The organism is Arsenophonus nasoniae (assembly GCF_004768525.1).
Lineage (GTDB): Bacteria > Pseudomonadota > Gammaproteobacteria > Enterobacterales > Enterobacteriaceae > Arsenophonus > Arsenophonus nasoniae.
This window is the reverse complement of sequence record NZ_CP038613.1, coordinates 804812-824082: the sequence shown is the minus strand read 5'-3', so window position 1 is coordinate 824082 and position 19271 is coordinate 804812. Positions and strand designations below refer to the sequence as shown.

Annotated in this window: 24 protein-coding genes and 1 pseudogene; 18 read left to right on the top strand and 7 right to left on the bottom strand. The window is 41.5% G+C overall.

The window, feature by feature from the left end; translation table 11 throughout:
- Positions 1-40: 40 nt before the first annotated feature.
- Positions 41-802 carry an IS21-like element helper ATPase IstB gene (istB, locus tag ArsFIN_RS03870; protein WP_135677409.1) on the bottom strand — a complete coding sequence of 254 codons (762 nt, stop codon included), beginning with the start codon at positions 800-802 and terminating at the stop codon, positions 41-43.
- A pseudogene (istA, locus tag ArsFIN_RS03865) lies at positions 789-1830 on the bottom strand (IS21 family transposase). Before istA ends, istB begins: the two are co-directional and overlap by 14 nt.
- Positions 1831-1912: 82 nt before the next feature.
- On the opposite strand from istA, the gene ArsFIN_RS03860 reads away from it, so the two are divergent.
- The 10 genes from ArsFIN_RS03860 (at position 1913) to ArsFIN_RS03820 (ending at position 5980) form a co-directional block, all read left to right on the top strand.
- Complete coding sequence (locus tag ArsFIN_RS03860) at positions 1913-2182, top strand: hypothetical protein (protein WP_135677471.1); 270 nt, start codon at positions 1913-1915, stop codon at positions 2180-2182.
- 12 nt (positions 2183-2194) lie between these two features.
- Positions 2195-3349, top strand: coding sequence for an AAA family ATPase (locus ArsFIN_RS03855; protein ID WP_026821886.1), 1155 nt, complete (start codon positions 2195-2197; stop codon positions 3347-3349).
- 11 nt (positions 3350-3360) lie between these two features.
- Complete coding sequence (locus tag ArsFIN_RS03850; RefSeq protein ID WP_246067330.1) at positions 3361-3663, top strand: hypothetical protein; 303 nt, start codon at positions 3361-3363, stop codon at positions 3661-3663.
- Between the two features lie 2 nt (positions 3664-3665).
- Positions 3666-3896, top strand: a complete 231-nt coding sequence (locus ArsFIN_RS03845; RefSeq protein ID WP_026821888.1) for a hypothetical protein — start codon at positions 3666-3668, stop codon at positions 3894-3896.
- Positions 3897-3929: 33 nt separating this feature from the next.
- Positions 3930-4460 carry a host-nuclease inhibitor Gam family protein gene (locus ArsFIN_RS03840; protein WP_026821889.1) on the top strand — a complete coding sequence of 177 codons (531 nt, stop codon included), beginning with the start codon at positions 3930-3932 and terminating at the stop codon, positions 4458-4460.
- Positions 4457-4627, top strand: coding sequence for a hypothetical protein (locus ArsFIN_RS26180; RefSeq protein ID WP_167876654.1), 171 nt, complete (start codon positions 4457-4459; stop codon positions 4625-4627). Before ArsFIN_RS03840 ends, ArsFIN_RS26180 begins: the two co-directional genes overlap by 4 nt.
- Entirely contained in the window at positions 4624-4857 is a 234-nt protein-coding gene (locus ArsFIN_RS03835) for a hypothetical protein (protein ID WP_026821890.1), read from the top strand. Before ArsFIN_RS26180 ends, ArsFIN_RS03835 begins: the two co-directional genes overlap by 4 nt.
- Before the next feature lie 16 nt (positions 4858-4873).
- Entirely contained in the window at positions 4874-5053 is a 180-nt protein-coding gene (locus ArsFIN_RS03830) for a hypothetical protein (protein ID WP_026821891.1), read from the top strand.
- A gap of 136 nt (positions 5054-5189) precedes the next feature.
- Positions 5190-5612 carry a gp16 family protein gene (locus ArsFIN_RS03825; protein WP_026821892.1) on the top strand — a complete coding sequence of 141 codons (423 nt, stop codon included), beginning with the start codon at positions 5190-5192 and terminating at the stop codon, positions 5610-5612.
- The gene (locus ArsFIN_RS03820) at positions 5606-5980 is read left to right on the top strand and encodes a Mor transcription activator family protein (protein ID WP_026821893.1); all 375 of its coding nucleotides are present in this window, start codon (positions 5606-5608) and stop codon (positions 5978-5980) included. Before ArsFIN_RS03825 ends, ArsFIN_RS03820 begins: the two co-directional genes overlap by 7 nt.
- 287 nt (positions 5981-6267) lie before the next feature.
- Here ArsFIN_RS03820 and ArsFIN_RS03810 read toward each other — a convergent pair whose 3' ends face one another.
- From ArsFIN_RS03810 to greB, 4 genes are all read right to left on the bottom strand, one after another.
- Positions 6268-6831 (bottom strand): DUF2441 domain-containing protein, encoded by a 564-nt coding sequence (locus ArsFIN_RS03810; protein WP_026821894.1) that lies wholly within the window; start codon positions 6829-6831, stop codon positions 6268-6270.
- Between the two features lie 563 nt (positions 6832-7394).
- Positions 7395-8720 (bottom strand): two-component system sensor histidine kinase EnvZ, encoded by a 1326-nt coding sequence (gene envZ / locus ArsFIN_RS03805; RefSeq protein WP_026821895.1) that lies wholly within the window; start codon positions 8718-8720, stop codon positions 7395-7397.
- The gene (gene ompR, locus ArsFIN_RS03800; protein ID WP_026821896.1) at positions 8717-9436 is read right to left on the bottom strand and encodes an osmolarity response regulator transcription factor OmpR; all 720 of its coding nucleotides are present in this window, start codon (positions 9434-9436) and stop codon (positions 8717-8719) included. Before ompR ends, envZ begins: the two co-directional genes overlap by 4 nt.
- 142 nt (positions 9437-9578) lie before the next feature.
- The gene (gene greB / locus ArsFIN_RS03795) at positions 9579-10064 is read right to left on the bottom strand and encodes a transcription elongation factor GreB (protein WP_026821897.1); all 486 of its coding nucleotides are present in this window, start codon (positions 10062-10064) and stop codon (positions 9579-9581) included.
- 188 nt (positions 10065-10252) lie between these two features.
- Here greB and ArsFIN_RS03790 point away from each other — a divergent pair, with 188 nt between their 5' ends.
- From ArsFIN_RS03790 to ArsFIN_RS03775, 4 genes are all read left to right on the top strand, one after another.
- Positions 10253-12574 carry a Tex family protein gene (locus ArsFIN_RS03790; RefSeq protein WP_026821898.1) on the top strand — a complete coding sequence of 774 codons (2322 nt, stop codon included), beginning with the start codon at positions 10253-10255 and terminating at the stop codon, positions 12572-12574.
- Positions 12575-12885: 311 nt separating this feature from the next.
- A complete protein-coding gene (gene feoA / locus ArsFIN_RS03785; RefSeq protein WP_026821899.1) occupies positions 12886-13113 on the top strand; it encodes a ferrous iron transporter A in 228 nt (75 codons plus the stop codon).
- Positions 13114-13180: 67 nt separating this feature from the next.
- Positions 13181-15496: a Fe(2+) transporter permease subunit FeoB gene (gene feoB, locus ArsFIN_RS03780; RefSeq protein WP_026821900.1), complete on the top strand. Its 2316-nt coding sequence runs from the start codon at positions 13181-13183 to the stop codon at positions 15494-15496.
- Between the two features lie 10 nt (positions 15497-15506).
- Positions 15507-15746 carry a FeoC-like transcriptional regulator gene (locus tag ArsFIN_RS03775; protein WP_026821901.1) on the top strand — a complete coding sequence of 80 codons (240 nt, stop codon included), beginning with the start codon at positions 15507-15509 and terminating at the stop codon, positions 15744-15746.
- A 90-nt stretch (positions 15747-15836) separates the two neighbouring features.
- Here ArsFIN_RS03775 and bioH read toward each other — a convergent pair whose 3' ends face one another.
- Positions 15837-16613 (bottom strand): pimeloyl-ACP methyl ester esterase BioH, encoded by a 777-nt coding sequence (gene bioH / locus ArsFIN_RS03770; RefSeq protein ID WP_026821902.1) that lies wholly within the window; start codon positions 16611-16613, stop codon positions 15837-15839.
- A gap of 39 nt (positions 16614-16652) precedes the next feature.
- Between bioH and gntX the strand changes: the two genes are divergently transcribed.
- The 4 genes from gntX to glpG all read left to right on the top strand — a co-directional run bounded on the left by gntX (position 16653) and on the right by glpG (position 19264).
- A complete protein-coding gene (gene gntX / locus ArsFIN_RS03765; protein WP_026821903.1) occupies positions 16653-17336 on the top strand; it encodes a DNA utilization protein GntX in 684 nt (227 codons plus the stop codon).
- Between the two features lie 58 nt (positions 17337-17394).
- The gene (gene nfuA / locus ArsFIN_RS03760) at positions 17395-17973 is read left to right on the top strand and encodes a Fe-S biogenesis protein NfuA (RefSeq protein ID WP_026821904.1); all 579 of its coding nucleotides are present in this window, start codon (positions 17395-17397) and stop codon (positions 17971-17973) included.
- 94 nt (positions 17974-18067) lie between these two features.
- Positions 18068-18394 carry a thiosulfate sulfurtransferase GlpE gene (glpE, locus tag ArsFIN_RS03755; RefSeq protein WP_026821905.1) on the top strand — a complete coding sequence of 109 codons (327 nt, stop codon included), beginning with the start codon at positions 18068-18070 and terminating at the stop codon, positions 18392-18394.
- A gap of 15 nt (positions 18395-18409) precedes the next feature.
- Complete coding sequence (gene glpG, locus ArsFIN_RS03750) at positions 18410-19264, top strand: rhomboid family intramembrane serine protease GlpG (RefSeq protein WP_026821906.1); 855 nt, start codon at positions 18410-18412, stop codon at positions 19262-19264.
- Positions 19265-19271 lie beyond the last annotated feature (7 nt).

The following is a 19271-nucleotide window of genomic DNA, read 5'->3' as shown; positions in this document are numbered from 1 at the left end:
TTTTTATCTAAATCCGATCAATCAAAATTGATCCACTGTTTTACTCAGTTATTGCTCCTGAGCGCCGCTTATCTTTCAATCGGTAGCTTTCACCGCTTAATTGCAGTACATGCGAATGATGAAGTAAACGATCAAGCATAGCGGCAGTTAATGTTGCGTCATCAGCAAAAGCACTTGGCCATTGCCCAAATGATAGGTTACTCGTCAATATGACACTGCCATGCTCATAACGCTTGGCAATCACATTGAAAAACAGGTTTGCTTCTTCTCGCCCAAACGGCAGGTATCCAATCTCATCGATAATCAACAACTTCGGGGCCATCACCGAACGTGATAGATATTGTTTGAGCTTATTTTGTCGTTTGGCAGTTGAGAGTTGCAACATCAGTTCAGCTGCCGTGGTAAAGCGGGTTTTCTTCTTGGCCTGTACTGCTTTTAATCCTAACCCAATAGCTAAATGCGTTTTGCCTACACCGCTTGGGCCAAGCAACACGACATTTTCATTACGTTCAATAAACGTTAATGCGCTTAATTCCTGTATGTGTTGTTTGGGGATCCCCGTTGCAAACTTAAAATCGAACGTATTAAGTTCTTTATGTGCTGGGAATCCTGCCATCCGACTCAAAAGATTACGAGTTCGTTCATCTCGTTGTTGTTGCTCACATTTTAACAGGGACAGTAAAAACTCTCCGTAGCTTTTGTCTTGGGCAATGCATTTTTCGGCAAGTGATGACCAATGAGTCGGAATAGAATTTAATTTCAATGACTCACACAGGTGTTCAATTTGTTCATGCAATAACATGTTCACCTCCCAGTAATGCTTCGTATACGCTGATTGAGTGTTGCAAACTGACAGATTCAAGGGGCGGTACGATAGGGATATTAAGCGTATTAGTCTGTGGGATAGATTGGCAAACCCTTGCTGGTAAGGGTAGAAGAGACTTCACTTCCTTAGCTAATCTATCTGCTGGCTTCTCTAACGTTGTTCCATGAATTCGCTGATGGGCAACGCGTTGTAACCATGGACCCACTTTTGCATTAGCTATTTCAATATCCAGTTCAAGATTATGAGCACGAAGGTCGGTGTTTAATGGCACGATAAAGCTGTTTTTTAAATAGTGGTTAAAGCGCTCTACTTTCCCTTTCGTTTTTGCCCTGTAGGGCTTGCAAGCCTTCAATTTAAACCCGTAATCTTTCGACATTTGAAGCATTTCGACATGTAATTTATGATCACCTTCTGCATAAGCATCCCGTTCGATGATGAGGGGATTTTGCGTTATCACACAATACTTCCTGTGTTACACCACCAAAGTAGTCGAAAGCTTCTCTTAAACCTTGCTGCCACGATTCTGCTCGTTCATTATCAAAGAACTTTACATAACTCGCACGCGAATAGCCTAGCGTTGCAACAAACGCTTTCAGCGATTTTTTACCTCGCCGGATGCTGGTGAAGTCGATTTGCATTTGTTGACCTGGCTGTGTTTCAAAACGGACGACTACTTCGGGAACAATGCTTGGTTTAAATTGACAAACAAATCGGCGTAATTGAGCAATACCACCTTGATAGCCGTTTTCAACTACCTCATCAAATAAGACTGTTGCAGGGATCCAATCAGGTTTAGCCAGTTCAATTCGCTGAAGCAAATAAGGTTTAAAGGGGGATAATTTAGTCGGTTGTTGACTTCTTTTAGCATAAGTTGGCATTGTCTGTTGTTGTAAATGATGTTTTACGGTGTTACGGGATATACCCAACTCACTGGCAATTTTTCGAAGGCTTTGTCCTTGTGCAAAGCGAACATGAATATCCACAAATATCTCCTTGGTTAACATAAATTATCCGTACAAAAATGTGCGAATAATACCAAGTGGATCAGTTTTAGATGATCGTTAGTGGATCAGTTTTGCATGATCGGTGACAACCCCACCGATTTATCTCCCTAAACAAGGGCAGGCCTCCCCGGTTTGCGCGCCGCGTTTTGAAGAGCGCTTAAACCCGGTCGTGGTGGTGCAACAGTTGCGGGCGCGTTTTCAGGCGGCGGGTAAGACCTGGCGCAGTGAATTTTACACCACACTAACCCAGCGCTTCCCGGACGGCATTCCCGCCGACCAGGTCGACGCGCTGGGTGATGAATTAATGGCGCAGACGGGCGATGTGGTGGTCAGCCTGGCCAGTCACGGTTAACGGGAGGCCATCATGCTGAAACTGAAAACCCTGTTACAACAACACAACCTGACGCAAGCGGCACTGGCCCGCGCGCTTGACCTTTCCGAGGCGACGCTGGCGCAGATAGTCAATCACCACCAGTGGCCAAAACAGGACACCGACACGCTAAAACACCGTATCCGTGCCTGGTTACGTGACCAGGGTATCGCGGCGGACGACTGTTTTGACGGGGTCACGTCCGGCGGAAAGGAAAAACGCCCACTACCTAGCAATGAGGAAGACACCATGTTACTGAAAAAACAGGTATTACTGCCTGCCACCAAAAAACATTTTGGGCTGTTTCGCGCTCCATTTGATGACAACGCAGTACAAGGTCATGACGATGTGTTTTTAACCCCGGAAAGCCGTTATGTGCGTGAGGCGTTGTACCAGACCGCCCGCTATGGTGGCTTTATCGCCGTTATCGGTGAATCCGGCTCGGGTAAAAGCACGCTGCGACGTGACCTGACGGACCGCATTTATCGGGAAAACGCCCCCGTGGTGGTGATTGAACCCTACGTGCTGGCGATGGAAGACAACGACCATCAGGGCAAGACCCTGAAAGCCGCCAGCCTTGCCGAGGCTATTGTCCATACCCTAGCCCCACTGGAAAAGCTCAAACGCTCGCCGGAGGCCCGCTTCCGTCAGTTACACCGACTATTAAAAGACAGCAGCCGCGCCGGGTACAGCCATGTGCTGGTGATTGAAGAAGCCCATTCTCTGCCCATCCCGACCTTAAAGCACCTCAAACGCTTCTTTGAGTTGGAAGACGGCTTTAAAAAACTGCTGTCCATCGTCCTGCTGGGACAACCCGAACTGGGTGACAAGTTATCTGAACGCCTGCTGGCGGTCAGGGAAGTGGTGCAGCGCTGCGAGGTGATTGACCTGCCGCCGCTGGATGACCACCTGGCTGACTTTCTTGATTTCAAGTTTAAACGCGTCGGCGGCGACCTTGGCAACGTCCTCGGCCCGGATGCGATACCGGCACTGCGTCAACGCCTAAGCTGGCTGCGCCCGAAAAAAGACACCCCGGTCAGCCTGCTTTATCCCCTGGCTATCGGCAATCTGGTGACCGCTGCCATGAACCTGGCCGCACAAAACGCCATCCCGGTTATCGATGCCAATATTATTCACAGTGTGCATTAAAGGAGGCTTTTATGCTCAACCCCGCCGTGACCATTAAAAACCCGTCAGCGATGACCTACCAGGCCATCCAGCAGCAGTTCAGGCAATGTCTGTCGGTGATGGAGAAACTCAACCAGGAAGGTTTTATCGTCAGTCAGTTTACTGTTGATGGCTATAGCCGTCCGACCCTTACCCTGCTGCATGACCGACGGTGTGATGCGTTACATAAAAAGGGGCATGCCGTTCGCTATGCCCTGGGTACCGACCGTCAGGGCCGCTGGGAAAAATACCAGTTCCTGCAAGATAACTGCCGAATCACCTGGGAGGTACGTTAATCATGACAACACGACCTGTCCGTATTACCGCTCGCCAATCGGTTTATCTGGAAAAAACCGTCGATATTACCGAGCAGGACTATGAAACCTATTTATCGATTTGCGAAAACTGCCGTGATGTTGATGAACAAGACCAGCGTCTTGGTGAAATCGCGGCCCGATATAACATGAATTTATTTGAGCATATTCAACACAGTGACGCCCTTGAAGACATTATTTTCGAGCGCGTTTAATTCCCGACGTTGTTAATTAAAAGGTAAAAAAAGATGGCAAAGAAAATAACGCGGCTTAAAGCCGCGGCGGGTGCCTGCACGCCGCAAACCCGTGAACAGGTGATGGACGATATAAAACGGATGGGTGATATCCAGCGGGAAATGACCCGACTAGAGACACAGATTAATGATGAAATCGCACGGTTAACGCATCAGCATGCGGCTGATATTGAGGCCATGAAAGCCCGGATAACCCTGTTACAAAAAGGTATCCAGACCTGGTGCGACGCCAACCGAGAGGGGCTGACCCAAAACGGAAAAACCAAAACCGTTAACCTGATAACCGGCGAGGTGTCGTGGCGAAACCGCCCGCCGTCCGTGTCCCTCAAAGGGATGGACGATATCTTGCAGGCACTGGAAGAAAACGGGCAACACCACTGCATTATTCGCAAGGCGCAGGTGGATAAAAATGCCCTGCTAAAAAATCAGGATACCATCAGGCACCTTAATATTCGCGGCATTACCTTTCATCACCAGCTTGAGGATTTCATTATTACGCCCTTCGAGCAGGAGGTGACCTCATGAGCTATCAGGAAATAAAACCTCTGCGCCGTCAGATTGAAAGGCACATAAACCGCGCCATGCATCACCTGCGGGCAGACCATTCCGCCGCTGCGTATTGTGAATTTCAAAATGCCTTCGAGATATTGGCCGAACTCATCGTCGACTTAGATAAGGAAAACCCGTTATGAGTATTACCTGCATCAGCTGCCATCAGGCAACCCGACGCCTGAATCCTACCCAGGCAGACATTATCCAACAACCGGAAAGCGGCGAGTGGGGAATTGACCTGCTACTGGCCTGCCCACACTGCGGACAGTCGTATAGCGCCTGGGTACTTAACTGGGATGTCGTGCCACTAAAAGGTATCACGGCAAATTCGCCATCAACGCCACACACTCACCATAAACCCGCCGATTAACGAGGAGGACATCACCATGTGGATATTAATTTTGGCCATGTACGCCAGTCCTTATAGCGATAATGCCTTTTCCACTCTGCATACACAGGAATTTGACACGGAAACCGCCTGTCAACAGGCCGCCAGACTGTTTGCGAAAAAATTTGAAACCTTCAAGGATATTGATGCCAGGGCAATTTGCGTGAAGAAGTCATAGCGGAAAAGCGGCATGTAAATCATTCAATTGTATAATAACGCTATTCATTTTATAATCCTTCAAAACCCGAAGGATTATTTTTTGCTCACTGCATAAGGAACCCTGACCCCGACCACAACGATAAAGGAAGCCTCCGATGACCCGACAAAAGTACCTGCAGTTAATCCATATTGGCGCCCACAATCTCAAGCTGGACGACACGACTTACCGCCAGATGCTGCACAGGCTAACCGGGAAAACATCGGCAAAAGCCCTGAATATCGGTCAACTGGCTCAGGTGTTAAACGCCCTGAAAGCCAAAGGCTTCCGCATCCAACCCCATCACGCCAATACAAAAAAGCAGACTGACCGTCCGCAAATCCAAAAAATACAGGCCCTGTGGCAGGCAATGGCTCACGAGGGCATTGTCCGTGATGGGTCAGCAACAGCCCTGGCCCACTTTGTTAAACGGGAAACCGTCTGTGATTCGCCTTACTGGCTAGATAACCAACAGGCCAGCCAGGTTATCGAGAAACTCAAGCAGTGGCAAAAACGCGTGGCGAGGGCAACATCATGCTAGAGAATACCTTTCGTAGCAAAGGGCCGGAGTTACTGGTTGAGCTGGCCGAACACACCGCCCAGACCGTCAGGCAGATTATCGACGTTGACCCCGCCGTTGCCAGCCAGATAGGCGATGCCGTCGCCAGTCAGATGATGGCGGTCTGGGGTGGGCAAAACGTCTATTTTCCGATGGGCCTGATATGGAAAGTCAGCCAGCGTGACCGGGAGATATTTGCCGACTTCAACGGTCATAACCACCACGCGCTGGCGCGTAAATACAAAGTCTCGCTACAGTGGATTTATTCCGTGGTGAAGCGGGTAAAAAAAGAAGAACTGGCCCGCATCCAGGGCAATCTGTTTGAAGATGAAGATAAGCCGCCTCGATGACTGTTTCTTGTTTCACACAATGAAACATGAGGAAAGCAGAATGACTAACACGATATCATCCACCTGTAAACCAGGTTTTCTTTTTGGGATTGATGACGTCGGAGAGAAAAACATAATCTATACACTGAGCGTGTATGCCGGCAGCCCCTCTGAAGCGATAACAGATTTAAAAGTGGCACTGCTTGCTTTGGAAGAGAGGAGAAGCCATTTCTCTGAAGGCGAAAATAATACGATGATGATCGGCAATGTGGCCGCAACATCACGATACAAACGCCGCCAAAAGCGTGCTACCATGGCATCTGCTGACCAATCAAGGCTGGAAGGGGAATTAGACATTCCCAGAACGGTTTTTCCCCTTTCTTAAGAGGACTGGCCTCTCCAGACCAGTAAAGATGTGCCCGGCGATACAGCTCCAGAACCGGGCAATTACTGTTCAATAGTCTCATATCACCACGATGAACTATTCCCTCAGTAATAACCTCATATATTGATGCTGTTCTTATTTCATCATCATCTTTCTCATCTGCCAGTAATTCCCTGAATTGCTTAACCTCACTGATTTGCTGACAAGCAAATAATGATTGATAGCGGGGTGGTTTCTCTGGAAAATAGCTGCGTCGCACCAGTTCAAATACCAAGCCAATCAGAAAAGTTTGGCTCAGATCGGTGTGAGCTCCCATCATGATGCTAGGGTTACAGAGATTGATGTAGCCGTGTTTTGACAGGCCTTCGGGATGTATTTGATTGAGAAAAGCGGCTAGTTCAGCTTCTTTAGGCGTATAGTGATATAACTCCACCTCGCAAAACTGAAACAGACCCTTTGCAGAATCAACAGTGTAATACACTTCCATTCAGGGAAGCGTCTTTATGAATAGTAACGCGCAACCACATACTTTGATTGTTCTTTTTTGCATACGAAACATAGCAGTCTCCAACAGTGGTAGTCATAGTGATTGAGAGGTGGATTGTAATTCAGGCGAGGAGATTATTGCAACAACAGAGGATTTGAGTACTGATTTCTGTTTCACTATGTGTAACTTAATCACCCTGACTTGTCCCAGATAGATCCAGTTTGTCCCAGGTAGATCCACATTTATCGCACGTTTCCCTTTTAAATATCTCACGTCCTATCAGCATCAATTTCATAATCCCTCCTATTTGGGATGAAAGAGAAACAAATTACTCTGTTAATTGTAGCGAGTTAAAAAAATACGAGGAAAAAAATAGGTTAGTTAGATGACAGAAAGATGTATTATTTATGACAGTTTTATGACTGTTAAATTAATATCCAATTTATTTAAAAATATAGCTTTTAAAATAGATATAATAAATTTTTAAAATCAAAGAATTATATGATTTCATAAAATATAATAAAATTTTCCGTTAAATTACGGCTAAATAAAAATATAAATTTCTATTTTTCCATTAATGGTAAAGTTGCCCGTATAGATAATCCTCCCCGTTTACTTTTATCTATAATAATTTCACCATCATGAGCATCAATAATTCGGCGAATAATTGCTAATCCTAGTCCTGTGCCACCATTACTTCTTGCTCTTTCACCTTGCACAAAAGGTTGAAAAAGATGTTGAATACTCTCTTTTTTAATTCCTGCACCATCATCCTCAACCTGAAACCAAGCATGATCTTTTATTACACCACTACTGACTTTTACCCAACCATTGCCATAGCGGAAAGCGTTAACCAGCATATTGGTTACTGCTCGTTTAATAGCAATTACATTAGCATTAATAATGATAGGTGATGAACTAATCTGCGTCTCAATATTAGGCAGGAAACTACTCTCAGCATTAACAGCTTCAAGTAGGACTTTGTTCAAGTCACAAAACTCCATATTCATTTCTCGGCCTGTACGTATATAGTCCATGAATTGCTCAATGATAGCATCACACTCTTCAATATCTTTGTTAATTGATTCTGCAAGATACTGATCCTTTTCATTCATCATTTCTGTCGCTAACCGAATCCGTGTTAACGGCGTTCTCAAATCATGGCTCACGCCGGCCATTAATATCGTTCTATCATTTTCCAGCATTTTTATCCCTGATGACATACGATTAAAAGCGCGGATGACATAACGTATTTCTAATGAACCTTCTTCCTTGATTGCTGGAACCATGACACCTTTTCCCATTTGCTTGGCATAGTTTTCTAACACAAATAATGGCCTACTCTGATAACGTATATAAAGCCATGTAATAGCAAAAATAGTTAAAAAAATAGCCAGTGTATAACGAAATACAACTGCAAACTGATTCTGTCCTATTTCAGTTAAAGGCAGTCGTATCCATACATTTGGGGCAAGATAAGAATTTAACCATAGAAAAGGATGTTCTTTGGCGATTTCAAGACGAACATCCGCCTTGCCACCCATATATTCCGCCATCTGTTGGCTTAATTCCTCATAATGTCTCGCCCAACGTAAGCCTTTATCCATAGCAAGTGACTTGGTATAAAAATTAATACCTAGCTCTTTATAGATTTTCTTCTTAAATGATAGAGGCATCAAAATTGCATTTCCATCTTGTAATTCAATTTTCTCTGTTAATAACGTATGCACTTCATAAGCTAAGACTTTATTGAGCTGCTGAAGACTCGGCATCACAACAAAATTAAGTACAACCAAATAGCTGGTGACTAAACTAGCAAACAGTAAAGTAACAATAACAAATAATGAACGAGAAAACGTGTTACGTCTGGAAAAACGCAATCGTTTCATGCTTTACTACCATCCGGCACAAATACATAACCCAATCCCCAAACCGTTTGAATATAACGTGGGTGAGTCGGATCATCCTCAATCATTCGACGTAGACGTGAAATTTGCACATCTATCGAACGCTCCATCGCACTATATTCACGCCCGCGAGCAAGACTCATCAGTTTGTCGCGTGATAGAGGCTCACGTGGATAAGAGACCAGTACTTTTAAAACAGCAAACTCACCACTCGTTAATGGCATAGACTCATCATCTTGAAACATTTCCCTTGTTCCTAGATTTAATTTAAATTTACCAAACCGAATTACCGCCTCATCCTGTGCCGGCGCACCCGGCAGCTCATTTGCCTGACGTCGCAATACGGCACGAATACGAGCCAATAATTCTCTAGGATTAAATGGCTTAGGTATATAATCATCCGCCCCAATCTCTAGTCCAACAATCCGATCTACCTCTTCACCTTTTGCTGTTACCATAATAATCGGAATAGGATTATTTTGACTTCTTAAACGACGGCAAATAGATAAGCCATCTTCACCAGGTAACATCAAATCCAGTACAATTAAATGAATAGATTCACGCGTCAAAATACGATCCATTTGTTCCGCATTAGCAGTACTACGTACTTGAAAACCTTGTTCAGTTAAATAACGCTCTAGTAAAGAGCGCAAACGCATATCATCATCCACAACAAGAATTTTATAATTTTCTTGCATTTTTTGACTCCATAAATATTTTTAAGATCCCTATATATAGTGCCTTAATAACAAATAAGACCATATAATAATATAACTAATTCCTATTAGACTTTTTTAGATTAATATTTACATTTTATTGATCTTTTTAATTTTATATCATTTACAACTCAATCCCTTGATAATTAATTTCCAGAATCCAGTAAGTAATAATACCATTTGGCGTATTCACCGTAACTTCATCATCAATTTGTTTACCTAATAATTCCCTTGCCACGGGTGAGTTAATAGAAATCCATTTTTTAATCGGATTAAATTCATCGGCTCCAACTAAGCGAAAAACTTTAATAACACCATTTTCATCTTGTACTTTTACCCAAGCACCAAAATAAACTCTACCTTCCTGCCGAGGATCGGGATCAACTATCTTTAATATTTCAAGACGTTTAGATAAAAATCGAATACGTCGATCAATTTCTCGTAATCGTTTTTTACCATAAATATACTCGGCATTCTCTGAGCGATCACCAAGCGCCGCGGCCTCTGATACAGCTTGGGTGACTTTCGGACGCTCCTCTCGCCAAAGAAACTTCAACTCTTTTTCAAGCTTGTTCCAGCCTTCACGAGTAATATAATTATTTTTCACAATAAAAACTCAGTATGATTAACCTTAATTTAAACTAATTACTATATATAATTCAAAAAAAGTTTTTGTTGACTACATCAGGTTCTAATATCCAAATATAATGTTAACTGGAAATTATTGTTTTCAACACGTATAAATGTGCATATAAGCAGTTAATTGCGTCCTATTTAAGTATTGAAGAAACTAAAATGATGAATAAATCCTTAAGCAAAATTATTGCACATGAATTAGATACAACGCCAGCGCAAGTACTTTCAGCTATTACATTACTTGATGAAGGAAATACCGTTCCTTTCATAGCCCGCTATCGTAAAGAAGTCACAGGCGGGCTCGATGATAACCACCTGCGTAAACTTGAAACGCGTTTAAGTTACTTACGTGAATTAAACGAGCGCCGCCAAACTATTCTAAAGTCGATTAATGAACAAGGAAAGCTTACCGCTGAGCTTGCTGAAGCGATTAATAACACTTTTAGTAAAACTGAGCTCGAAGATCTCTATTTACCATATAAACCCAAACGACGTACACGAGGCCAAATAGCAATTGAAGCAGGCTTAGCACCACTCGCGGAGCAATTATGGAATGACCCCCAGCAGATACCAGAACAAATAGCCGAAACCTTTATTGATCCACAAAAAAATATTAATGACACTAAAGCTGCACTTGATGGTGCCCGTTATATTCTAATGGAACGCTTTGCTGAAGATGCAAATTTACTTAGCAAAATTCGTGATTATTTGTGGAAAAATGCCCACTTAACAGCCAAAGTTATCGAAGGTAAAGAAACAGTAGGGGCAAAATTTAGCGATTATTTTGATCACCATGAGCTTATTGCGCATATCCCATCCCACCGAGCACTTGCCATGTTTCGTGGCCGTAACGAGGGTATTTTACAATTATCACTTAATGCCGATCCACAATTTGAACCATCGCCAAAAGAAAGTTATTGTGAAGAAATTATTACTCGCCACTTTGGCTTACATCTAAATAATGCACCAGCAGATAAGTGGCGAAAAGCCGTTATTAGTTGGACATGGCGAGTCAAAATTCTGTTACACCTTGAAACAGAATTGATGGGTACCTTGCGGGAAAAAGCAGAAGAAGAAGCGATTCATGTTTTCGCACGTAATCTACATGACCTTTTAATGGCAGCGCCTGCCGGTATGCATACCACTATGGGATTAGATCCTGGTTTACGTACAGGCGTTAAAGTTGCCATTGTTGATGGGACTGGCAAACTCATTACTACAGACACTATTTATCCTCACACCGGACAAGCAACAAAATCTGCAGCAACTATTGCATCTTTATGCGAGAAATATAAAGTTGCCTTGGTCGCTATTGGTAATGGTACTGCTTCGCGTGAAACTGAACGCTTTTTTACCGCAGTTAAAAAACAGTACCCCGAAATTACCGCCCAAAAAGTGATTGTTAGTGAATCTGGCGCTTCAGTTTACTCGGCCTCTGAGTTAGCGGCTCAAGAATTTCCCAATCTCGATGTTTCTTTACGTGGAGCAGTCTCTATTGCTCGCCGTTTACAAGACCCGTTAGCGGAATTAGTAAAAATCGATCCTAAATCAATTGGTGTTGGTCAATACCAACATGATGTTAACCAAACCTTACTCGCTAAAAAATTAACAACGGTAGTCGAAGATTGTGTAAACGCAGTTGGTGTCGATCTCAATACCGCCTCTGTTGCTCTTCTTTCACATGTTGCAGGGCTAAATAAAACAATTGCCCAAAATGTCGTTAATTGGCGTAATGAACACGGACGTTTTAATGACCGCAAACAACTATTGAAAGTCACGCGTCTTGGTACAAAAGCTTTTGAGCAGTGTGCAGGTTTTTTACGCATCATGGCAGGGAATAATCCTCTCGATGCCTCAACAGTTCATCCTGAGGCTTATCCGATCGTAGAAAAAATTTTATTAACCACTAAGCAACCCTTGAAAACGATTATGGGTAACACGAGCGTGCTCAATAATCTCAAACCAGAACAGTTTACTACTGACAAATTTGGTATTCCGACGGTAAATGATATTTTAAAACAATTAGAAAAGCCTGGACGAGACCCACGACCAGAATTTAAAACAGCCTCTTTTGTCGATGGCATTGAAACAATGGAAGATCTTAAAGTAGGCATGATATTAGAAGGTTCGGTAACCAATGTGACCAATTTTGGTGCATTTGTGGATATTGGCGTTCACCAGGATGGCTTGGTACACATCTCCTCCCTGTCCGATAAATTTATTAAAGATCCGCATTCTTTAGTCAAAGCAGGAGATATTATCACCGTTAAAGTCATCGATATTGATTTAAACCGTAAACGAATTGCGCTAACTATGCGCCTAGATGAGAAAACAGCAGATACATCACGACATCGTCATAAACAACAAACAGGCAGAAATACCCCCTCAGCCAGTTCAACTAAAACATCCCAACCAAACAATACGCCATTAGGTAATAGTGTTATGAGTGATGCGCTGGCGGCAGCACTCAATAAAAAGCGCTAATAGAAAATATTTATATAGCTAATAGTCTGATCTTGCATCAGGCTATTACCCTATTCAATTTTAGAAAATCGTTTTTTTAATAAAAATAATGAATTAACACTAATTTTGATGCCAATAGCTCACTCACTAGGGAACTATTGATCAATATCAATTGCTGTCATTTAAAAAAAGCGCTAAATTAATTCGAGTAGCACATAATTATGATTATCATTATTAATGTGATAATGATAATATTTCCTATTAAATTTGCTATTCGTCTGGTACCCATTTACGGTATCTTTGTTTTTTTGGGCTTTATAGTGGAAGTGTCTATGTCAATTCTTCCTAATCACCGATACAAAATTGTCGGATTTTCAACAGAAATAAATCCAGCTTACCGTCAGAAGTTACTCTCTTTAGGCATGTTACCTGGATCTTTTTTTAGCGTTATTCGTATAGCACCGCTCGGTGATCCTATTCAAATAGAAACTCGCCGTATGAACTTGATCTTAAGAAAAAAAGATCTTGCACTATTAAATTTAGACGATGCCGGCAACTAAGCGGTATAAAAATATTTTTATGATAATTAAATAGCCTATTGCTTATTACTCATCTGACCCCAGAACTATGAAATCATTAACTATTGGCCTTATTGGCAACCCTAACGCTGGTAAAACAACACTCTTTAATCAATTAACAGGCGCGCGCCAACGTGTTGGAAATTGGGCTGGTGTCACCGTTGAACGAAAAGTTGGCCGCTTTGCAACCTCGGAATACGATATTGAATTAGTTGATTTGCCTGGCACCTATTCATTAACCACGATTTCAGAACAAACCTCACTCGATGAACAAATTGCCTGTCATTTCATCCTAAGTGGCGAAGCGGATATGTTGATCAATGTTATCGATGCCGCTAACCTCGAACGAAATCTTTATCTAACAATACAACTTATTGAATTAGGTATACCTTGTATCGTCGCACTGAATATGTTGGATATTGCTGAAAACCAAAATATTCACATTAATATTGATGAACTACAAACACGCCTAGGTTGCCCTGTTATCCCTCTCGTATCGACTCGCGCGAAAGGTATTAGCAAATTAAAACAAGCTATTGATCAACATAGTAATAATCTTATTGCAACCCTCATCCACTATCCCGATATTTTGCTCACTGAAGTAGAAAAATTAACTCAAATTATCGACCATAATAAATTCAGTCATCAACAGCGCCGTTGGTTAGCACTACAAATATTAGAAGGCGATATATATAGCCTCGAACGTACCGCTATTCCCACTGATAAATTAGGTAAAATTAAAGCACATTTGCAGTCCAAACAACCTGAAGAGCCTGAACTTATCATCGCTGATGCACGCTATCAAACTATTGCAACCATTTGCGAAGCAGTCATTAATACTGAAACGGCAAAACCGAATACCTTAACGCAATTTATTGACAAGATTGTCCTTAATCGCTGGCTTGGGCTGCCTACATTTCTTTTTATCATGTATTTAATGTTTATACTTGCTATCAATATTGGTGGTGCATTACAACCCCTGTTTGAAGGTGGCTCAGAAGCCATTTTCATTCATGGAATTCAATGGATTGGCCATACTTTTAATTTACCACAATGGCTGACGGTTTTCCTTGCCCAAGGGGTAGGCGGAGGTATCAACACGGTATTACCTTTAGTTCCTCAAATTGGTTTAATGTATCTATTCCTTTCTATATTGGAAGACTCAGGTTATATGGCTCGCGCGGCATTTGTCATGGATAGGCTAATGCAAGCACTAGGTCTGCCTGGTAAATCTTTTGTTCCTTTAATTGTCGGTTTTGGTTGTAATGTGCCAGCTATTATGGGAGCACGGACATTAGATACCCCGCGTGAACGATTAATCACCATTTTGATGGCGCCCTTTATGTCTTGCGGTGCAAGACTGGCTATCTTTGCTGTCTTTGCGGCCGCTTTTTTTGGCAAAAATGGGGCAAGTATTGTTTTTTCTCTTTATTTATTAGGTATCATTATTGCTATCCTAACCGGATTGTTATTGAAATATACTATTGCACGGGGGGCTTCTTCGCCTTTTATCATGGAATTACCGGTCTACCATGTACCCCACGTAAAAACATTACTATTACAAACTTGGCAAAGACTGAAAGGTTTTGTGTTAAGAGCGGGAAAAGTAATTATTATTGCTAGTATGATTATCGGTGCACTTAATAGTTTTTCTTTATCCGGTAAGGTTGTTGATAACATTAACCAATCAGCATTAGCGTCAGTAAGTAAAACCGTTACCCCGCTATTAAAACCTATTGGCATCAACGATGATAATTGGCAAGCAACCGTTGGGCTTATTACGGGCGCATTAGCAAAAGAAGTTGTTATCGGAACATTGAACACACTGTACACTGCCGAAAATATTACCCAAGCACCTTTTGATGCCGAGCAATTTAATTTATTAGATGAATTAAAGGATGCCGTGAATGAAACTTGGGATAGCCTGAAAGAAACATTTAGTTTAAGTGTCTTATCCAATCCTATTGAAGCAAGTAAAGGTGATGGTGACATGGACAGCAGTACAATGGGTGCCATGGCGGCACGATTCGGATCGACTTTATCAGCCTATAGCTATCTAATCTTTGTGCTACTTTATGTTCCTTGCATTTCTGTATTAGGTGCCATTGCTCGCGAAACAAATCGAAGCTGGATGACGTTTTCTATTCTATGGGGCTTGAATGTCGCTTATTCGGTCTCTGCCTTGTTCTACCAAATAGCCACTTTCTCACAACACCCACAGTATAGTGCTGTGGTTATTGGCTTGCTCGTCGCCTTTAACCTGCTGCTAATCACACTGTTACGCCATTCACGTAAACGCATAACACTAAAACTTAATCATAATGTCCAAAAATGTAACCACCGTGAACGTGGTTCATGTCATTAGGAGGAACGATATGATCAGTTTATTGCAAGTTAGAGATATGGTTGCGCTGTATGGTAGAACGGATGCTTACCAAATTAGTCAGAAATGCTCTGCATCCTTACCTATGATTGAAGCTATGTTAGATAAATTAACCGCTATGGGAAAATTAGAACAAATTGATCAATCATCCTGTTTGACAGGTCATAGTTGTAAGTTTTGCCCTGAGACAAAAAAGTGTAACCTAAAAATTTATCAAGTGACTACTGTCTGATTTATGCAAGTAAGCGTTAATTTTTTGATAAATTAACGCTTACTTTATTAGCATAAGAAACGTTTTTAATTCTATTCTGACTCACCATATTTATTTCTCCAATTGGCTAGAAAAATTTACTAACAGTTGAATAAACTGCTTAGGATGGGAAATAAAAGGGGCATGGGCAGCATGTTTTATTATCACTGAGGGCGAATTTGGTAACCATCCATCTATTATTGGTACGACTTTTCTGGGCACTAAACCATCAAGATCACCATAAATGCGCAAAAAAGGCTTATTCAGTGTTAATAAAGATTGCCGTAAATCAGTTGTCCGCAAAATTTCTAAACCTGCGTTTAACACAGCTACGGAAGGTAACGGCTGTTTCAGTAACACTGTTTTTAATAAACGTATATCTTCATGTGCTGTTTTAGTGCCCAATGTTTGCAATGCCAAAAAACGTTCTACTGTACGATGAAAATTAGCCTGTAATTGTTGTTCAAAGCCTGTAAGCACCATAGGTTTAATACCTGGCCAGTTTTCTTGCTGACTAAAACATGGCGTCGAAGCCACAGTTATTAAACCCGCAATTTCAACTTGATGGTTAAGAGCAATGATACTGGCAATTAATCCGCCTAACGACCAGCCTAACCAAATAGCCTGCTTTGGCGCCTTTTGCCAAATGACTTCTGCCATTTGTTGTAACGACATCGGCGGGAAAAGATGACTACGACCATAGCCAGGTAAGTCAACAAGATGCAGACGAAAATGGGAACCACATCCCACTTCAATGGTACGCCAAACTTCTGCATTTAATCCCCATCCGTGCAATAGCACAATATCTTGTTTTCCTTTACCCGACTGCTGCCAAAACAGTGTTGTCATAGTTATTCTCTCTTTATACTTATAAAAAAGGACATCATTATGTTAACAATGGTTGGATACTGTTGGCTATGCCACCAAACACTAAAATATCGCTTTCATGGCATTTGTCGCTACTGTTTAAAACATTTACCTTATCTAAGACAAGTTTGTCATCACTGTGCTTTACCCATCGAACAACTCACCCTTACTTGTGGTCGCTGCTTACAAACGCCACCCTATTGGCACAATCTTGTTGCCATTACTCCCTACATACCACCATTAAGTAAGCTAATACAGCAGTACAAATTTAAAAAAATTCCCCAAATTGCCTTTATTCTTGCACGCTTATTTCTACTTTATTGGCAACAAGGATATCGTCAGCAACGCTGGCGCAAACCCGATATCATAATAGCAATACCGCTTCATCATGGTAAACATTGGCAACGTGGATTTAATCAAGCTAGTTTAATGGCAACACAGCTAGCTTATTGGTTAGGATGCCAATATCAAATTAATTCAATTACTCGTACTCGTGCTACACTACCACAAACTCAACTTTCTGCTAAAAAACGCATCCAAAATCTGAGTAACGCTTTTAGGATAAAAAAAACGTTTCAAGATTGCCATATTGCTGTACTTGACGATGTCATAACAACAGGAACAACAATGAACGAAGTGGCTAAATTGCTCATTAGTGCTGGTGCAAATTCAGTACAAGCCTGGGCAATATGCAGAACCTTGTAGAAAGTAATGAAAAGAGCGTATGATAAACATACTAAAATGATAAAGTTGAGCATCGACGATGATTAATATTACTGAAGCAGCACAAGCTCATTTTGCCAAATTATTGGCAAATCAAGAACCTGGTACACAAATTCGCGTATTTGTTATCAATCCTGGCACACCTTCTGCGGAATGTGGTGTCTCTTATTGCCCTCCTGATGCTATTGAATCGACTGATATTGAACTTAAATTTGCTAAACTATCAGCCTATGTTGATGAAATTAGTGCCCCTTTTCTGGAAGAAGCTGAAATTGATTTCGTAACGGATCAATTAGGCTCTCAACTTACTTTAAAAGCACCTAATGCTAAAATGCGAAAAGTTGCAGATGATGCGCCATTGATTGAACGAGTGGAATATGTTATTCAATCACAAATTAATCCACAGTTAGCTGGCCATGGAGGACGGGTTTCATTAATGGAAATCACTGATGATGGATATGCCATCCTACAATTTGGTGGGGGTTGTAATGGTTGTTCAATGGTCGACATCACTTTAAAAGAAGGTATTGAAAAGCAGTTGCTAAATATGTTTCCAGACGAATTGAAAGGCGTGAAAGATTTAACTGAACATCAGCGTGGTGATCACTCTTATTATTAAAATAATTACCCCTTTTTGCTAAAGATAGATACTCTTTAAGAGTATAGAGAGTATCTTATTTTTCCGAACATAAAATAATATAACACAGATTACTATGGATAATTTTCAATTACTTACAGTTGAACAAGCCTATAAACTTTGGCAAACAGATAATAGCATAGTGGTCGACATTCGTGACCGACAAAGTTTTCATTCAGCGCATATTACTGGTGCTTACCATCTTACAAATGAGACCTTGAATAACTTTATTACGCAAACAGACCTTGACACGGCGGTAATGGTAATATGTTACCATGGCCATAGTAGTCAAGGCGCAGCACAATATTTGGTTAATACGGGCTTCGAAACTGTTTATAGCATAAACGGCGGTTTTGAAGTATGGTCGAGAGAATATCCACACACTATCAATTCACTCTCTTAAGCGATATAACAGGCTATGATCCATTTAATTTCGATAGCAAATCCTAGATTAGCACAAGCATTTATTGATTATATGGCAATGCAAAACATTGTTATTGAAATACGCGCTGAACCCCAAGGGAAATTCTTTGATCTTTGGTTGCAGGATGAAAATAAGTTTGAGCAAGCACAACAAGAACTAAAACTGTTTATGCAAGATCCTCTTAACTCCCGTTATCAGGCGGCAAGTTGGCAAACTGGACATATTGATAAAAAATTTGGCTACCGTAATTATCTCACTTTCGATTATTTAAAAAAACAATCTGGACCACTAACCATTATCGTTTTCTTTTTAGCTATTTTTATTTATATTTGGATGTTAATTTCCGGTAATGACGCCGTAATGGCTTATCTTGCATGGCCATCAAGTATTCAATACACTGAAATCTGGCGAATATTCACTCCTGCCTTACTCCATTTTTCATTAATGCATATTTTATTTAATTTAATGTGGTGGTGGTATTTAGGTAGTCAAGTAGAACGCCAATTGGGTACAGGTAAGCTATTTGTCATTACTATCGTATCAGCTCTTTTTAGTAATTGGGGACAATCGCTCTTTAGTGGCTCTGCTTTTGGTGGCCTTTCCGGCGTGGTTTTCTCGTTAATAGGTTACGTTTGGTTAACCGGTGAACGTCACCCAGCAAAAGGTATTTCTATTCCTCGAGGGTTAATGATATTTGCTGTTTTATGGTTATTTCTTGGTTACTTTGACATTTTTGGTATGAAGATAGCTAACACGGCGCACACTGCCGGTCTAATTATCGGTTTATTAATGGGATTATGGGATAATAGACATAAACCAGATAATACAAAACATAACCAATATATATAGTGATACT

What these genes read in the sequence shown, in the direction of transcription:
- envZ (WP_026821895.1), bottom strand. Translation starts at nt 8,720, where the DNA reads ATGAAACGATTGCGTTTTTCCAGACGTAACACGTTTTCTCGTTCATTA.
- ArsFIN_RS03855 (WP_026821886.1), top strand. Translation starts at nt 2,195, where the DNA reads ATGCTGAAACTGAAAACCCTGTTACAACAACACAACCTGACGCAAGCG.
- ArsFIN_RS03820 (WP_026821893.1), top strand. Translation starts at nt 5,606, where the DNA reads ATGCTAGAGAATACCTTTCGTAGCAAAGGGCCGGAGTTACTGGTTGAG.
- ompR (WP_026821896.1), bottom strand. Translation starts at nt 9,436, where the DNA reads ATGCAAGAAAATTATAAAATTCTTGTTGTGGATGATGATATGCGTTTG.
- gntX (WP_026821903.1), top strand. Translation starts at nt 16,653, where the DNA reads ATGTTAACAATGGTTGGATACTGTTGGCTATGCCACCAAACACTAAAA.
- bioH (WP_026821902.1), bottom strand. Translation starts at nt 16,613, where the DNA reads ATGACAACACTGTTTTGGCAGCAGTCGGGTAAAGGAAAACAAGATATT.
- ArsFIN_RS03845 (WP_026821888.1), top strand. Translation starts at nt 3,666, where the DNA reads ATGACAACACGACCTGTCCGTATTACCGCTCGCCAATCGGTTTATCTG.
- feoA (WP_026821899.1), top strand. Translation starts at nt 12,886, where the DNA reads ATGTCAATTCTTCCTAATCACCGATACAAAATTGTCGGATTTTCAACA.
- feoB (WP_026821900.1), top strand. Translation starts at nt 13,181, where the DNA reads ATGAAATCATTAACTATTGGCCTTATTGGCAACCCTAACGCTGGTAAA.
- ArsFIN_RS03790 (WP_026821898.1), top strand. Translation starts at nt 10,253, where the DNA reads ATGAATAAATCCTTAAGCAAAATTATTGCACATGAATTAGATACAACG.
- istB (WP_135677409.1), bottom strand. Translation starts at nt 802, where the DNA reads ATGTTATTGCATGAACAAATTGAACACCTGTGTGAGTCATTGAAATTA.
- nfuA (WP_026821904.1), top strand. Translation starts at nt 17,395, where the DNA reads ATGATTAATATTACTGAAGCAGCACAAGCTCATTTTGCCAAATTATTG.
- ArsFIN_RS03775 (WP_026821901.1), top strand. Translation starts at nt 15,507, where the DNA reads ATGATCAGTTTATTGCAAGTTAGAGATATGGTTGCGCTGTATGGTAGA.
- ArsFIN_RS03850 (WP_246067330.1), top strand. Translation starts at nt 3,361, where the DNA reads ATGCTCAACCCCGCCGTGACCATTAAAAACCCGTCAGCGATGACCTAC.
- ArsFIN_RS03825 (WP_026821892.1), top strand. Translation starts at nt 5,190, where the DNA reads ATGACCCGACAAAAGTACCTGCAGTTAATCCATATTGGCGCCCACAAT.
- ArsFIN_RS03830 (WP_026821891.1), top strand. Translation starts at nt 4,874, where the DNA reads ATGTGGATATTAATTTTGGCCATGTACGCCAGTCCTTATAGCGATAAT.
- ArsFIN_RS03840 (WP_026821889.1), top strand. Translation starts at nt 3,930, where the DNA reads ATGGCAAAGAAAATAACGCGGCTTAAAGCCGCGGCGGGTGCCTGCACG.
- ArsFIN_RS03810 (WP_026821894.1), bottom strand. Translation starts at nt 6,831, where the DNA reads ATGGAAGTGTATTACACTGTTGATTCTGCAAAGGGTCTGTTTCAGTTT.
- glpE (WP_026821905.1), top strand. Translation starts at nt 18,068, where the DNA reads ATGGATAATTTTCAATTACTTACAGTTGAACAAGCCTATAAACTTTGG.
- glpG (WP_026821906.1), top strand. Translation starts at nt 18,410, where the DNA reads ATGATCCATTTAATTTCGATAGCAAATCCTAGATTAGCACAAGCATTT.
- ArsFIN_RS03835 (WP_026821890.1), top strand. Translation starts at nt 4,624, where the DNA reads ATGAGTATTACCTGCATCAGCTGCCATCAGGCAACCCGACGCCTGAAT.
- ArsFIN_RS26180 (WP_167876654.1), top strand. Translation starts at nt 4,457, where the DNA reads ATGAGCTATCAGGAAATAAAACCTCTGCGCCGTCAGATTGAAAGGCAC.